The organism is Clostridium sp. KLE 1755, from assembly GCF_000466465.2.
Lineage (GTDB): Bacteria > Bacillota > Clostridia > Lachnospirales > Lachnospiraceae > Eisenbergiella > Eisenbergiella porci.
Map to the genome: position 1 here is coordinate 194,531 of NZ_KE992671.1, position 12,983 is coordinate 207,513.

At 49.0% G+C, this 12,983-nt stretch carries 9 protein-coding genes and 1 pseudogene; 1 reads left to right on the forward strand and 9 read right to left on the reverse strand.

Going from position 1 to position 12,983, the window contains the following annotated elements; genetic code table 11:
* Nucleotides 1-85: 85 nt before the first annotated feature.
* The 7 genes from HMPREF1548_RS06525 to HMPREF1548_RS06555 form a co-directional block, all read right to left on the reverse strand.
* A complete protein-coding gene (locus HMPREF1548_RS06525) occupies nucleotides 86-1,378 on the reverse strand; it encodes an ABC transporter ATP-binding protein (RefSeq protein ID WP_021635091.1) in 1,293 nt (430 codons plus the stop codon).
* A gap of 21 nt (nucleotides 1,379-1,399) precedes the next feature.
* Complete coding sequence (locus HMPREF1548_RS06530; protein ID WP_021635092.1) at nucleotides 1,400-1,942, reverse strand: hypothetical protein; 543 nt, start codon at nucleotides 1,940-1,942, stop codon at nucleotides 1,400-1,402.
* Complete coding sequence (locus HMPREF1548_RS06535; protein ID WP_051358329.1) at nucleotides 1,923-3,782, reverse strand: ABC transporter ATP-binding protein; 1,860 nt, start codon at nucleotides 3,780-3,782, stop codon at nucleotides 1,923-1,925. Before HMPREF1548_RS06535 ends, HMPREF1548_RS06530 begins: the two co-directional genes overlap by 20 nt.
* 263 nt (nucleotides 3,783-4,045) lie before the next feature.
* Nucleotides 4,046-4,999 carry an Rpn family recombination-promoting nuclease/putative transposase gene (locus tag HMPREF1548_RS06540; RefSeq protein WP_021635095.1) on the reverse strand — a complete coding sequence of 318 codons (954 nt, stop codon included), beginning with the start codon at nucleotides 4,997-4,999 and terminating at the stop codon, nucleotides 4,046-4,048.
* A gap of 470 nt (nucleotides 5,000-5,469) precedes the next feature.
* Nucleotides 5,470-6,576 carry a C45 family autoproteolytic acyltransferase/hydrolase gene (locus tag HMPREF1548_RS06545; RefSeq protein ID WP_025491590.1) on the reverse strand — a complete coding sequence of 369 codons (1,107 nt, stop codon included), beginning with the start codon at nucleotides 6,574-6,576 and terminating at the stop codon, nucleotides 5,470-5,472.
* 241 nt (nucleotides 6,577-6,817) lie between these two features.
* A complete protein-coding gene (locus HMPREF1548_RS06550; protein ID WP_021635097.1) occupies nucleotides 6,818-8,578 on the reverse strand; it encodes an ABC transporter ATP-binding protein in 1,761 nt (586 codons plus the stop codon).
* A 4-nt stretch (nucleotides 8,579-8,582) separates the two neighbouring features.
* Nucleotides 8,583-10,364 (reverse strand): ABC transporter ATP-binding protein, encoded by a 1,782-nt coding sequence (locus HMPREF1548_RS06555; RefSeq protein WP_021635098.1) that lies wholly within the window; start codon nucleotides 10,362-10,364, stop codon nucleotides 8,583-8,585.
* A gap of 531 nt (nucleotides 10,365-10,895) precedes the next feature.
* Here HMPREF1548_RS06555 and HMPREF1548_RS06560 point away from each other — a divergent pair.
* Nucleotides 10,896-11,798, forward strand: a complete 903-nt coding sequence (locus HMPREF1548_RS06560; protein ID WP_021635099.1) for a LysR family transcriptional regulator — start codon at nucleotides 10,896-10,898, stop codon at nucleotides 11,796-11,798.
* Between the two features lie 93 nt (nucleotides 11,799-11,891).
* Here HMPREF1548_RS06560 and HMPREF1548_RS06565 read toward each other — a convergent pair whose 3' ends face one another.
* Together HMPREF1548_RS06565 and HMPREF1548_RS29865 are read right to left on the reverse strand one after the other, a co-directional pair.
* On the reverse strand, nucleotides 11,892-12,572 hold the full coding sequence (locus HMPREF1548_RS06565; protein WP_021635100.1) for a YjjG family noncanonical pyrimidine nucleotidase: 681 nt from the start codon (nucleotides 12,570-12,572) through the stop codon (nucleotides 11,892-11,894).
* 150 nt (nucleotides 12,573-12,722) lie between these two features.
* Nucleotides 12,723-12,983: pseudogene (locus tag HMPREF1548_RS29865) on the reverse strand (hypothetical protein); the annotation flags it as partial.

Below are 12,983 nucleotides of genomic sequence, written 5' to 3' on the forward strand. Positions count from 1 at the left end.
GCAAGCTGCCGCTGCATATGCAATCTCGTTTTTCCGGCCCCTTCAAAAGACTGCCGGAATTTATTGATACCGCACTTCCAGGCATCTACTGATAATACCGGGCCTGCGCCTGCCACATCTGCCGGTAAAGCCCCGGCTTTTCCGACAGTTCTTCATGGCTTCCACGCTCAATAATATTTCCGTTTTCAAAGACAAGGATCTCCTTGGAAAAACGGCAGGCGGAAAGCCTGTGGGATATAAACAGCGCCGTTTTGCTGCCGATAATCTCATGAAACCTGGTGTATATTTCATTCTCAGCTACCGGATCCAGCGCGGCTGTCGGTTCATCAAGAATTACAAAGGGCGCATTTTTATAGATAGCCCTGGCCATTGCCAGCTTCTGGGCCTCTCCGCCGGATATTTCCACTCCCTGATCCGAAAAATCCCGGTTCAGCATAGTATTCAGGCCCTCCGGCATTTTCCCAAGCAGCTCCTCCAAACCGCCCCGCCGGATCGCATCCATGGCTCTCTCCCGTTCCACCTGCCCGCTGCCTGCCACATATTCCCCCAATGCGAAGGGAAATATCTGAAAATCCTGGAAAACCACAGAAAACAGCTGCATATATTCCTGATAATCATATTTTCTGATATCCACACCGTTCAGTAAAATACTTCCCTCCGTGGGGTCATAAAGTCTGCACAACAGCTTGATAAAGGTTGTCTTTCCGGAACCGTTCGGTCCTACAAGCGCCATACGTTCCCCGATCTCCAGCGTCACATTCATTCCCTTAAGTACATATTTTTCCGTACCCGGATAACGGAAGGAAACATTTCTGAACTCTATCAGGAATTTGCCATCCCTTCTTTTTTCCACGGGAATGGTTCCCTTTTTCTTCACATCCTTCAGATCCAGGTATGCCAGATACTCCTCCATTACCGCCCGGTTTCTGTGTAGCCGCGTCCACGCGCTCATCAAATCGGTTAAAGCCTGGATGAGCTGCTGGATCGCACCGGCATATCTGACAACACTGCCCGCTGCAATTTCTCCCACATAGGCGCATATCGCGATGTAAAGATAGACTATCCCTCCGATACAGGCAGAAAGAAAGCCCTGGATACCATCCCATTTTGCGCCGTTGCCCGCCAGCTGTTTTGCTGCATTCCTCCATCCGGAGGTCATATTATCACCATATTCCTCCATAAGCTTTTCCTGATGGAAAATACGGATATCCTTTCCCGCTTCTGTAGACAGCACCACTTTTTCCATCATATATTCATTCAGACGGTTCTTCTCAATTACGGTCTGCGTTATGGCATATTTCTTTCTATCCTTCCGCCGGACCGCTTTCTGTATCAGAACAAAGCCCATGATAAGCAGCAGCCCTGTCAGTACCGTCATACGAAAAACAAAGGGTGTTTCCTACCTCCTGTGCGCCGCTTGTGAAACAAACAGCGGCAGTATCGTTGCCACCGCAATCACCAGCTTCAGAAAAGCCGTCAGAAGCTGTTGCATGAAACGGATAAAAACTTCAAAGGCACCGATATTTCTTTTCCTGTATTCCTCCTGCCGGCTTCTCATTGCACGCACTTCTTCATTTTCCGTCAGCTCATAGTCCATACCCATGGTTTTCATAAGCACCGGCTCCGCCATCCGGTACTGCAATCCCCACCACATGACATTTTTATGCTTGGCCGCCCAATGCCTGACGACATTGATAAAAAGCGCCGTCCCCGCTCCTGCTGCCGCCCAGACGAGCATTTCCCGGATCGGCCGCTGCTCGTACAAGGCCGCCAGAAGCATGGAAGACAGATAAATCACAACAAATGGGGAAAGACTGTCCATCAGTATGGTGAGCCCTACAAGCGCCCATTCCCGGTTATAACAGAACAAAAGCTTCAGCGCGCGCAGATGACAGCTGATGTCCTTGCTCATTTCCTCCCGTTTATTCTGCAGCCAATGCATCCCTTTGCACCTCCTGTCCCATACATTCCTTCTGATAATATCTGCTTTGAATTCCAAACAGCCTTGCGTATGCCCCGCCGGAGGCAAGCAGCTGTTCATGACTGCCCTCCTCCAGAATACTTCCGTTTTCCATGAAAAGGATCCGGTCACAGAACCGGGTGCTGGACAGCCTGTGAGAAATAAACAGCGATGTTCTCCCCTCCGACATACGCACATATTTCTCATAAACCTCCTGCTCTGCCAGCGGATCCAGCGCAGCCGTCGGTTCATCCAGAATCAGCAAAGGCGCCTCCTTATAAAAAGCCCTGGCCATCCAAAGCTTTTGCTGCTCTCCACCGGAAAGCCCGACTGCATTTTTCTGTATCCCTTTCCCAAGCGAGGTATTTTCTTTATCAGGAAAATCTTCTATCTTTTCCCACAGTCCTGCCAGCTTCAGGCAGTTTATGACTTTTTCCCGATCCATATTTTCCTTCGTTCCCGAGCTTACATTTTCCGCAATTGTCAAAGGCAGAAGCTGCACATTCTGGAACACGGAAGATATCAGGCCATAATAGCTCTCTTTTTCATAATCGCCTATCGCCTTGCCGTCTATCCGGATTTCTCCCTCTGTGGGTTTATACAATCCGCAAAGAAGTTTCACCAGCGTAGTTTTCCCTGCTCCGTTTAAGCCTACCATGGCTATTTTTTCTCCTGCACGAATTGTAAAATTAAGGTTCTGCAGCGTTGGCTTCTCACTCCCCGGATAGGTGAAGCCTGTATGACAAAATTCCACGCTGACGGCGCCCTGCTTCTTTTCCTTTTTCCTTCCCCGGAAGGTATCTCCGTCATTTTCATCCAGGAAAGCCCTGAGCCTGGCATAATCCAGATTTAACTTTCCCAGACGCTCCCCCATCTCCAATAAACCCTGACACGCCTGCTGACAGCTGCCGACCAAAGGCATGTACCATACAAAATCTGAGACTGCCATTTTTCCCTGCACAATCTGAATGATCAGGAAAAAATAAGCGCTCATATCCCTGATAAAACAAAGCAGCGCATCACAGATATTAGCTGCCAGATATCCATTTTCCCACTCCTTCACATATTTTTCGCTGCTATTCCTTTCCTTCCTGTAAATACCCATCAGCCATCCGGAAAGATCAAAAATGCGGATATCCTTTCCTGCCGAAAAATCCCCGGCCTTCGATTCCACATACTGCATTTTACGATTTGCTTCTTCCGCAGACCTGCGCAGCTTTCTGTCCTTTTGCTGCGCCCCTCCTCTCAGGAAAAAGGTCAGCACCGTAGGCAGCAACACCATGCCCAGCAGGAAAACGCTCTCTTCAAGCAAAATGCTTCCATAGATAACCAGACCAACGACGGCCAGCAGAAACTGCTGCCAAATTAGTATACAATGCTTCATTTCCGCCTGGTTACGGTATAAGGAATCATATATGGCATAGGCGTCGTCATTGAATTTCCTACTTTCCAGGATGTCATAATCCACGGTCAGCCTTTTCTTTAAAAGCCGGAGATTATAAGCGTCCTCAAACGGCCCTCTCATTCCGTCCACATATGCTGTTATGCCTTCTTTCAGCATTCCTGCCGCTGCCAGCAAAAGAATCAGCACCGACAGCCTCCCAAAAAATACAGGAAAATCCCAATGCTCCTCCAACCCCTTAAGCACCATCTTCGGCAGCCTGGCATTCATCAGGGGAAGAGCCGTTCCTACGGCTGTCAGAGCAATCGTGCAGGCTGCAACTGCCGGTTCCCTTACAAACAGTTCCTTCCAGTGAAACAGCGCATTGCTCACGAAACTATATTTTTTATCTGCTGGATTTCTTTTATCTTCCGAACTCATTCTCTGATTTGCCTCCATGCTTTTTTCCGGAAGGCATGGCCGCAGGACCGTTCCGGAAATTTAATGACAGTATAGCATATTCCTTTTTCTCTGTCCGGTCTGCTGCACGAATGGTTTTGAAGGCGCACGAATGGAAACTGCAACAAAAAATCTGCCCCCTAAGGCTTTTCACCTAAAAGGGCAGATAAAATACATTCATACTTATACTTAATTCAGGTAGTATCTATTGTTCTGAAATTACCAGCAGGCCACTTGCAGTCATATTATATTATTCCATACTCCTTATACAGTTTCTTTCGTTTCTTATCATTCCCACAGCATTCAAAAAATTCCTTCTCACGTCCATCTGCCTGCATCAGCCGGGCCAACTTGGATAATGCAGACTCACCCGCTGCGATTCCCTCTTCCCTAATATCCATCAACGCCGTACACATATTATATCCTCCATTCTCATTTCGGTAAGTTTCCCGCTCTCCTTTGCCCAGCTTCTTCATTCCAATGAATACCTCCAGCAAATCGCATTCTTCCTCCGTCAGATTTCCAAAATGCTCTGTATGTCCCTTTACGTAATCCTTTAATCCCTTCCTGTCTGCCGCCACAGGGAGAAGTTCAAAGACCGCCCGCAAGCCGGTCCGAAAATTTTCCGGGTTCACATTCCAGGCGTGAATCAGATTCATCCGGAAATCCGGACAGAACTGCTTCATATCCTCAAGTCCTTCCGGAAATTTTAAAATATCATGCAGACTGCTTCCCCCTTTCCACGGTTCTTCTCCATGATAGAAGGTTAGGAAGATTACCGGATGCAATCTGTCCTGTTTGGCAAATCCACTGAGATATTCACCGCCGGTTTTCAAGTCCTTTGCTTCTTTGTGCGCTTTTTCAATTGTTTTTTTCTGCTGCATGTAAGCAATTGCTGTATCAAACATATTACGCAACGGCATGGCATAATCCGTACAGTTCTGGTTTTCATCCATCAGTACAAGATAACCCTCCCCTGCTCCCGCCGCGTAAACCACATCCGGGATACGCTCATAGCTGCGGTATTCCCTTTCCGTTTGTTCCTCACTGTAATTGAGGATCTCAGGCATCCTTTGCAGCATTTCCGGATGCAGGCGCTGTTCGCCGCAAAACAGACCTCCGTTTATTAAATCACAAAAAATAACAGGTTTGCGAAGCTGCTGCTTTACCCTGATATCTAATCCTTTTTCCCTTTGCAAGATATGCTACCTCCGATGAGAACAGATCCCGTATCAGTCTATGTCTTTGGCTTTTTTAACATTTAACTAATGTTCCTTGAAATTTAACAGACTGATTCTTACCGGCTCTGATAAAATGACATGCTGTCCTGCCGGATAAACCGGCTACTCACAATTTTTATGAGTGCAACAACACAGGATTGCAGGCACCTAAGAAGAGGCACCGATTTACTTTTCATTCTGGCACTGCCAATTTCAGCTACAACGAATTCGTGTTTTTATATTAATCGCATAACATATTTAATTCAATAGGCAAAATGACGTTTTTTAGTTGCAATGGTTCTTAAAAAAAGCTGTAACCAGGCATAAATACTGCATTTACGGATGTCAAAAGGCACCTGGTAAAAAACAACTTTACCAAGTGCCCTCTCATTCAGCCGGATACCGGATTGTTCCCGTCTCCATCTGAGTTATTCCTGTAACAATACAGATCATCCAATGGGCCGGAAGGCAAAGAATTCCGGATTCCCGTCCTCATTTCTGTAAAGCAGCTCTTCCACACAGGCTCCCTTTTTTTCATCAACCAGATAATCCTTCCAACCGTTTTCCTCCTGACCCAGCCAGCAGATACTGTAGCGTTTTTCCACGGGATCAAGAATTACTGTTTTAATCGTACCAAAACCATCCTTATAGTAATGCGCAGTCATTCCCTCCGGATATTCTGCAAGCATAAATTTACGGATTTCTTCCTCCGAATACCGTTCCTTTTCTTCTGCAAACTTCTTCAATCTGTCATACCTTACAATTGAATTATTCATACCGGCCGGTTCCAGATGCTTAAGCTGCTCTATTACGATATGATTGGTGCCGCACAGATACTGGGGGCCTTCATTCGGACTGATTTGCTCATATGCTTTTTCTCCGTCCATGGTTTCGAATAAAATCCCTGTGCCGGAAGGATCCGCCAGGTATAGGTTGATATTATAGGCAATGGGCATTTGCATTACCTTTTCCAAAGCCTCCTGTGCATCGGCGCAGTTTTCAAGCAGGCTGCGGATAACCGCCCAGAACTGCAGCCCTTTTATCTTCGGCGCACGCATGCCGGGCATGTTGCTGACCGGAAAGCCGCAGGAGGACATGGATACCGCCAGCCCTTTTTCATTGATTCCCTCGCATCTGCCGAACTCCACGATCGTACCTGCGATATGAGCGTATTTTCCCGCGGGCGCAGTCCTGCAAAGCTTCAGATCCTCATCCTCAATAGTGAATTCATAATTGCGGGCGATTTTTGGATGCCCGTCCAGTGTTTTCTTTCCGGTAAGTATCAGGCCGGAGCAGCGGGGCACCAGCATGGTCATCCAGGTATAGGCAATGTCCTTAACCGGAATGCCGGCCGCCTCCGAAAATCCCTCCAGCTCCTCCCGGATGCCGGGACAGTACATATCGTAAAGCCCAAGCGCTTCCTCCAGCGCCTCCCTGGTAAAATATTCAGGGGCAGGAATATACCATTTTCCCGTATCCTCCTGTCCTGCTATCTGTCTTCCTATTTCCCGGTACGTCCCTTCCAGTTCATAATAGCTTACTTTCTGTTTTTCCATAGAATGCTTCATCCTTTCTTCCTGTCTGCGTTTTCGTCTGGCAACAGCTCAGATATCCTGGCTGTTACGGTGGATGAATCTATTCTATTCTCTGTTTGCTTATTAATCCTGTCTTTTTCTGCCGGGAAATGTCCTGCAGGCTGTCTGGAAACAAAGATTTTCTATGCTGGCTGCCGTCCGCACTCCGCTGCGCCACAGCCCCTTGCACTCCTCTTCGCCGTTTCAGCCCCCGTTGCCCCCGTCAGACTGCAAACTGGCTGTTATACAATCCGGCATAGAAGCCGTCCTTTTCAAGCAGCTCTTCATGGCGGCCCTGTTCCACTATTTTCCCATCTCTCATCACCAGGATTACATCCGCCTCCCTGATTGTGGAAAGCCGGTGCGCCACAATAAAACTCGTCCTGCCCTCCATCAGGCGGGCAAAGGCTTCCTGGATTTTCATTTCCGTCCTCGTATCAATAGAAGAGGTTGCTTCATCCAGAATGAGCATGGGCGGCAGGCACAGCATGACCCTGGTAATGCACAAAAGCTGCTTCTGTCCCTGGGAAAGGCTTCCCCCATCCTCTGAAATCACTGTGTCATAGCCTTCCGGCAGACGTTTGATAAAGCTGTGGGCATGGGAGGCCCTGGCCGCCGCTATGATTTCCTCCTCCGTGGCATCGGGCTTTCCCATGGTAATATTTTCCCGGATAGTTCCTGCCTTCAGCCAGGTATCCTGCAGCACCATACCGTAACCGGCGCGCAGGCTCTTGCGTGTCATATCCCGGATATCCGTTCCCTCCACCCGGATTTGGCCGCTGTCCACATCATAAAAACGCATCAGCAGGTTGATCATGGTCGTCTTTCCACAGCCCGTAGGGCCTACAATTGCCACTCTCTGTCCAGGCTTTACCTGCAGATTGAAGTCCTCAATCAGCTTCTGCTCCGGCGTATAGGAGAATGCCACATGGGACAGCTCCACATTTCCCCGGATATTATTCAGGTGCATTGCCCCTTCTTTTTCCGGTGTCTGGGGTTCTTCCTCTATTAAATCAAAAATGCGTCCCGCGCAGGCCAGCGCGTTCTGCAGCTCCGTTACCACGCCGGATATTTCATTAAAGGGCTTGGTGTACTGGTTGGCATAGCTGAGCAGGCAGGACAAATCGCCCACGCTGATCCGGCCCGCCACCGCCGCCAGCGCGCCCACCAGCCCGACTCCTGTATAAACCACGTTATTGACAAAGCGGGTGGCAGGATTGGTGATGGAGGAATAAAATATAGCCTTCAGGGAGCATTTCTGCAGCCGCTCATTGATTTCATCAAACTGCTCCATCGCCTTTTCTTCATGGCTGAAGGCCTGCACCACCTTCTGGTTTCCCAGCATTTCATCAATCAAAGCGGTCTGCTCCCCTCTTGTTTCCGACTGAAGCCGGAACATGGTGAAGGTTTTTTTTGCGATAAAAGCCGCCACAAACAGGGACAACGGTGTGATAAGCACTACCACAAAGGTAATTCCCACATTGGTTGCAAGCATGAACAGGATAGTCCCCGCAATCGTCATTACGCCGGTAAAAAACTGGGTAAAGCCCATGAGCAGGCCGTCCGCAAACTGATCCACATCTGCAATGACCCGGCTGACAATCTCGCCGTAGGAGTGGCTGTCAATGTATTTTAGCGGAAGGATTTCTATCTTTCGGAAGGCTTCGTTCCTGATATCCCTTACGATGTGATATGTCATTTTATTATTGCAGATATTCATGATCCACTGAGCCAGGGCAGTAACGGCAATGGCTATGGCTATCTGTTTCAGGACGGCCAGAATTGCCGGGAAGTCCACCTGCCCCCTGGCAATGATATGGTCAATGGCCCGCCCTGTAAGCTTGGGCACATAAAGGGTGAGCGCCACGCTGACGGCGGCCAGTACCAGGGAAAGCCCCAGGTAAAACCAGTAAGGCTTCAGATACCGGAGCACCTTGACAAGGGTTGCCTTCTGCTTTGTCTTATCTTCTTTTGCTTTTGCCATGAGCTTACGCCTCCTTCCTTTTTTCAAACTGGGAATAATAAATTTCCTGGTAAGCCGGACAGTTTTCCAGCAGATCCTCATGAGTGCCTATGCCTGCCACTTCCCCATCATCCATTACAATGATCTGATCCGCATAACGGATGGAGGAAGCCCGCTGGGATACAATAAATACAGTGGGTCCTTCTTCCATTTCCTTGATCGCCTTACGGAGCCTGGCATCAGTTGCAAAGTCCAGCGCGGAGGCGCTGTCGTCCAGGATCAGGATTTCCGGATTTCTTACAAGGGCCCTGGCGATGGTAAGGCGCTGCTTCTGCCCGCCCGACAGGTTTTTCCCGCCCTGAGCCACAGGAGCATCCAGCCCGCCGTCCTTGGTATCCACAAACTCCCTTGCCTGGGAAATATCCAGCGCCCTTAAAAGCTCTTCCTCCGTAGCGTCCTCTTTTCCCCACCGGAGGTTTTCCCGGATGGTTCCCTTAAACAGAACCGCCTTCTGCAGCACCATTCCCACCTTCCGGCGCAGTTCCTCTAACGAATAATCCTTCACGTTTTTACCGCTCACAAGTACCTGTCCCTTTGTGGCATCATAAAAACGGGGAATCAGGTTCACCAGGGAAGATTTTCCGGAACCGGTTCCTCCGATGATTCCTATGGTTTCTCCCCTATAGGCCTTAAAACTAACATCCGTCAGAGACTCCGCCCCTGCATTTTTATAGGTCAGGCAGACATGATCGAACTCCACGGAAGGGAGCCTGTCCAAAGCCTTTTTCCCAACGGCGCCAGTGTCCTGGCCTGATACACTACCTCTGTGTCCATCATCCTGGCAGCCGTTCCCGTCCTTCATACTGGATTCTATTTCAAAAATACTCTGGATACGGTTTCCGCAGGCGATAGCCTTGGTAATTGTAATAATCAGATTGGCAAGCTTAATCAGCTCCACCAGAATCTGGGACATATAATTGACCAGCGCAACCACCGCGCCCTGCGTAATTATGCCATTTTCCACACGCCACGCGCCGGTCCAAACCAGAACAATGATCGCGCCGTTAATAATCACATAGGTTACGGGATTCATCAACGCGGAGATTTTACCCACATGCTTCTGCATGGAGGTCAGCGTATTATTGCTTGTTTCAAACCTGTCGATTTCGTTTTCTTCCTTATTAAAAGCCCGAAGCACACGGACACCGGTCAGGTTTTCCCTGGTAATCCCCAGCACCCTGTCCAGCCCTCCCTGCACCTTTTTATAAAGAGGCATGGTCAGCATCATGATTCCGAATACCACAACGGAAAGCAGCGGAATGGTCACCACAAATACAAGAGCCGCCTTCACATCAATGGTAAAGGCCATAACCATAGCGCCGAATACGATAAACGGGGAACGAAGGAACAGACGCAGCACCATGTTCACCCCGTTCTGCACCTGATTGGAGTCACTGGTCATTCTCGTGATCAGCGTGGACGTCCCCACCGTATCCATTTCCGTAAAAGACAGGCTCTGGATATGGGCAAACAGCGCATGCTTCATCTTCGCCGCAAACCCGACCGCCGCCTTCGCCGCAAAATACTGGGCCGTAATGGAACATACCAGCCCCACGACACCAAGCATGATCATGACAAAACACATTCTGCCAATATACCCTCTGTCGGCATTCCCAATCCCCTTATCAATAATCGCCGCCATAACAAGCGGCACCAACAGCTCAAAGGAAGCCTCCAGCAGCTTAAACAACGGCGCCAGAACCGTCTCCTTCTTATAATCCTTCAAGAAAACAAGTAACTTCTTCACACCCTCACTCCTTCAGTATATTTTAAAAATCCCAAATAACTGTTCAATCCACCTTCACAGCAATTGCCCTGATCTGCTGGTAACAGTTCAGCCTTAGGCCGACCTGTTACTGCATCCGCCCATGATAAGTCGCCTTCGGCGAGGGGCGGATGCCTGCTGCCACCACGTTTTCTCACGGTTTGCGCAGTGAATGCGCATACCTGCCTGAACTGTTACATTTGCTGTTCCACCTGCCAAACAGTTACTTGCCAAATTTCCTCGTCTATCGTATCATAAAATCAGGTATATTAAAATTATTATATTTATATATAATCCATATTTTTAACATATATATTACTCAAATTCTGCTCCCGGTTTATTACCCCCATACTCTTAGCAAATACATTACCGAAATTCTGATCCAGGTTTTACGGTAACCCTCCGGCAGCAGGAAAGCCGGCTGGAGGGACAGGAAGCCAAAGCGCCGGGACACCAGACCCAGGATGCCTCGGTTGCTTCTCACCCAAAAACAATCACAGGAGAGGTAGATTCATGGAATTAAAACAGCTTTCACATTTTGTAACCGTGGTAAAGGAAGGTACCATCTCCGGCGCCGCCAGGAAACTGAATCTGTCGCAGCCGCCGCTGAGTACCCAGATGAAACAGCTGGAGGACGAGTTCGGCTGCGTCCTTTTTGAACGCGGTTCCCGGAAAATACAACTGACGGAGGCCGGGCAGCTGCTCTATGAAAGAGCCGTAACCATGCTGGAGCTTTCGGAAGCAACCCGCAGGGAGCTACTGGACTATAACAGCGGTCTGACCGGGGCGCTGCGTCTGGGTGTGGTTTCCTCCGTGGGAAGCAGCCTGCTGCCGCTCTGGGCCGCCGCGTTCCATCAGGCCTACCCCGACATACGCTTTGAACTGTTTGAGGCAAATACCTATCAGCTCCTGGAACAGCTGCGCTCCAACCTGCTGGAGCTGGCCATTGTGCGTACTCCTTTTCATGCTGAAGGCTTTGTCTGCACTTCCCTGTGCGAGGAACCGATGCTGGCGGTGGGAAGTGAAACCTTTTTCCCGGAAAAAACTGTGGTGCCTTCTGATTCCGGCTGTTTTGACGGCTGCATTACTCTGGAGGCCCTGAGCCGCCTGCCTCTGATCGTATACCGCAGATGGGAGACACCCCTGCACGACGCTTTTACCCGGGAAGGACTTTCCCCCTCCTATTTCTGCCTCAATGACGATGCCAGGACCTCCGTCCGCTGGGCGGACGCCGGCCTGGGCGTGGGAATCGTACCTGCTTCCTCGCAGCCGCTGCTTCAAAATCCACATACAAAAGTATACAAAATAAGCGACAGCAGACTCTTTACCAGCATTTCCGTTATCCATAACAAAAATGCGTATCTGTCCACTATCGCCCGTATGTTCTTAAAACATTTAATCACCGAAATGCACTGACCTGCCGCACGGATCGCAGTCCGGATAACAGAACTGTCAGTCAAATACCCCGCCGAAAGCAACAGAGCAAAAACAATATCACCATTTTATCTTTCACAGAAAATCCTTCAATTCCCGCAAATTTCTGATTTCCCGCTCAATCCGCAGCCCCGGGGTATTCTGCTTTCCTGCGGGATTGAACCAGCAGGCGGCAATCCCGGCATTGTTGCCGCCCTGGATATCCGACGTCAGGGAATCCCCGATAATCATGGTCTTTTCCCTTTGGAAATCCGGGATTCTCTGAAAGCAGTAGTCGAAAAATTCCGTCTGGGGCTTCTGGTAGCCCACCGCCTCCGACACAAAAATATCTTTCATAAAACGGTCCAGCCCGGACAGCTTCAGCCGGTTGCGCTGGGTGGCCTCCACACCGTTGGTGACCACGTAAAGGTCATATCTTGGAAACAGCCAGTCCAGAACCTCCTGCGCCCCCTCAATGAGTTCATGCCCCTCTCCCAGCATCATCTGATACTCTTCTTCAAAAGCAGCACCGTCTCCATCGATCCCAAGCTGTTCAAACAGCCTGCCGAACCTGGTAAAAAGCAGCGTCGGCTTATCTATCTCGCCCCGTTCAAAGGCCTCCCACAGACTATGATTGATCCGGGAATAAATCCGGTAGCTTTCCTCGTCACACGGATAACCATGAGCCTCCATAGCGCGGTAAAAGGCAGAATGCTCCGCTGCTGAGAAATCAAGAAAGGTCCCGTCCATATCCAAAAGCAAGGTAGTATATTCCATGTTTCTTCCTCTCTGTAAAAAAAATAATATATCTTAATAATTCTTACAGTCTGCATAGTTAATATACAGACTGTAAGAATATGCGGCGGCAGCAAACATCTGCTCCATCATAGAGCGCATTTAGCTGCCCCTGTTTATATAGGCATTGGATTATTGGTTAAGTAACATCTTAGCTATGTCCAGATCGCTTTTGGAAGAATCCTCCGTTATTAAATCGACTGCCTTTTGTACATAAGCATCTTCCAGCTCCAATGCTTCTGAAATTGCAGTAGCATTAAGCCCCTTTTTCAGTTTTCTTCTTATCATAGATACTAATTTTGCTTCTCCTTCGGCACGGCCTATTTTTAATCCATCCTGCAATCCATCTTTTCTTCCTTCTTCTCTTCCTTTTTCAATACCAATCTCAAGAAT

Coding starts and splice junctions, on each gene's coding strand:
- HMPREF1548_RS06525 (WP_021635091.1), bottom strand. CDS start 1,378: ATGACGGTACTGACAGGGCTGCTGCTTATCATGGGCTTTGTTCTGATA.
- HMPREF1548_RS06530 (WP_021635092.1), bottom strand. CDS start 1,942: ATGCATTGGCTGCAGAATAAACGGGAGGAAATGAGCAAGGACATCAGC.
- HMPREF1548_RS06535 (WP_051358329.1), bottom strand. CDS start 3,782: ATGAGTTCGGAAGATAAAAGAAATCCAGCAGATAAAAAATATAGTTTC.
- HMPREF1548_RS06545 (WP_025491590.1), bottom strand. CDS start 6,576: ATGGAAAAACAGAAAGTAAGCTATTATGAACTGGAAGGGACGTACCGG.
- HMPREF1548_RS06550 (WP_021635097.1), bottom strand. CDS start 8,578: ATGGCAAAAGCAAAAGAAGATAAGACAAAGCAGAAGGCAACCCTTGTC.
- HMPREF1548_RS06560 (WP_021635099.1), top strand. CDS start 10,896: ATGGAATTAAAACAGCTTTCACATTTTGTAACCGTGGTAAAGGAAGGT.
- HMPREF1548_RS06565 (WP_021635100.1), bottom strand. CDS start 12,572: ATGGAATATACTACCTTGCTTTTGGATATGGACGGGACCTTTCTTGAT.